2 protein-coding genes are annotated in these 2,157 nt (G+C 71.7%); both read right to left on the reverse strand.

Translation table 11 applies throughout. The features are described 5' to 3' along the window. Positions 1–372: 372 nt before the first annotated feature. A complete protein-coding gene (locus ABTZ89_RS38130) occupies positions 373–1,521 on the reverse strand; it encodes a glycerate kinase family protein (protein WP_351054227.1) in 1,149 nt (382 codons plus the stop codon). A 24-nt stretch (positions 1,522–1,545) separates the two neighbouring features. Continuing rightward, positions 1,546–2,157: SLC13 family permease (locus tag ABTZ89_RS38135; protein WP_351054229.1), on the reverse strand; the 612-nt coding region annotated here is incomplete at its 5' end.

Below are 2,157 nucleotides of genomic sequence, written 5' to 3' on the forward strand. Positions count from 1 at the left end.
TGCCAATACACGGCAGTCGGGCCGTCCTCGCCAGGCGAACGCTGAGAACCCGCGGCGGCGCAAGCTGCGAGGGTGGGCTATGCGCCTGGCGGCGCATGCGACTCTTGCCGCGCGGTGCCGGTCGTGCCTCGCGGTCACAGTCTGGGCAGGATGAAAAAGGTTCATCGAAACTGCAGATCGCAGGCAGGGGTGACCGCAGTTTCAATTGAAACTGCGGTTCCCCGTCCCCCTGCCGGGCTAACGTGGATCCGGTTCCTGGGGGTGACTTCCGCAAATTCAATGGAAATTGGAGGTCCGATTTCCATTGAATTTGCGTCCCTCCGGTGTGTCGGGCGCGCATGACGCGCCGGGGGATTGGTCCTTTGTGGAGGGTCAGGCTGCTCGGAGGGTGGTGCCGAGGAGGAGCATCCGGAGGGTTCGGGCCGTGGCGTCGGCGATGAGGTCCGGGGCTCGGGTGATCGCGTCCGCGAGGTCCACCGGGCCGGTCAGGATGCCGGTGATGGCGTCGATCCCGTGGTCGTAGCTGGTGTCCGCGCCGGGGCCGATGGTGCCGCACAGGGCGATCACCGGACGGCTGTGCAGCTTCGCGCGGCGGGCCACCTCGGTCGGGATCTTGCCCAGCGCGGTGGACGCGTCGATGGCGCCTTCCGCGGTGATCACCAGGTCCGCTTCGCGCAACCGGCGGTCCAGGTCCGCGCTCTCGAGGAACACGTCGAACCGGGACTGCAGCTGCGCGCCGAGCACGCCGGCCAGACCCGCCGCCAGGCCGCCCGAGGCACCGCCGCCGGGCAGTTCGGCGCAGTGGATCCCGCTGTGCTTGCGCAGCAGGTCGGCCCAGATCTGCATGGCGGCGGCCAGCTGCTCGACCCGCTCCGGCGAAGCCCCCTTCTGCGGTCCGTAGCGGCGGGCGACGCCGTTCGGCCCGCACAGCGCGTTCTCGGGGTTCACCGCGACCACTAACTCCACTTCGGACAGTCGCGGGTCCAGCTCGTCGACGTCGATCCGCCGGGCGCGCAGCAGTTCAGCGCCACCGCCGCCGATCTCCGCCCCGTCGACGTCGAGCACCCGCGCGCCCAGGGCCTGCAGCGCACCCGATCCGCCGTCGCAGGTGCCGGAGTCGCCGCAGCCGACGATGATCTTCTCCACGCCGGAGTCCAGCGCAGCGGCGATCAGCTCGCCGACACCGCGGCTGGTCGTGGCGCCGGGGTCGCGCTGATCCGACGGCACCAGCGAAAGCCCCGCGGCAGCAGCCATTTCCACGAACGCGGTGCGCTCGTCGAGCAGCGCGTAGTGCGCCGTCACCGGTGCGCCGACCGGCCCGGTGACGGTGACCGGCACCAGCTCGCCGCCGGTCGACCGGGCCAGCAGGCTCGCCGACCCCTCACCGCCGTCGATCAGCGGGATGGTGTCGACGATCGCGCCCGGGACCACCCGGCGGATGCCGGTGCGGATGCCGGCGGCGACCGCGTCGGCGGCCAGGCACTCCTTGAAACCGCTCGGGGCGACGGCGAAGCGCAGCATGACAATCTCCTCCACTGTGGACGGTCAGACGAGCGGCAGGCCGAGCAGCGGCCAGCCGAACAGGGCGAACAGGACGACGAGAGCGGCGAACGCGGGACCGAGCAGCGCGGAGAGCTTGCGCAGGTCGCGCGGCTCGTAGGTGGGGACCTGGTCGAGCCGGGCGAACATGGCCACCGGCTTGGCCGAGGACGGCAGGGTGTGGCAGAAACCGGCCGCGGCGGTCGAGGCGAACGCCAGCGCGACCGGGTTCGCGCCGACGGCGATCGCGGCGGGCACCACCAGCGGGATGAGCACCGAGGACCGCGCGGAACGCGACTGCACCAGCAGGTGCGCGGCGGTGCTGAGCACGACGACCGCGATCAGCAGGGTCAGCGCGTCGTCGCCGGAGAGGACCTCCGAGGCGATCCAGCTAGCGGCGCCGGACGAGGTCAGGGCGGAGCCGAGCGCGGCGGTCGCGGCCATGAACAGCAGCAGCGACCAGGGGATTTCGCCGATGGCCGCGCCGATCCGCACGGTGCCGAAGCGCGGCGAGGTGATCAGCAGCGCGCCGCCCAGCGCGATCAGCGCGGGGGACAGGCCGTGCAGCGCCTCGGTGCTCCAGAGCATCACCACGGAACCGAGCACGGCGATGGCCCG

It is taken from the genome of Saccharopolyspora sp. NPDC002686 (assembly GCF_040295745.1).
Classification (GTDB): Bacteria; Actinomycetota; Actinomycetes; order Mycobacteriales; family Pseudonocardiaceae; genus Saccharopolyspora; species Saccharopolyspora oryzae.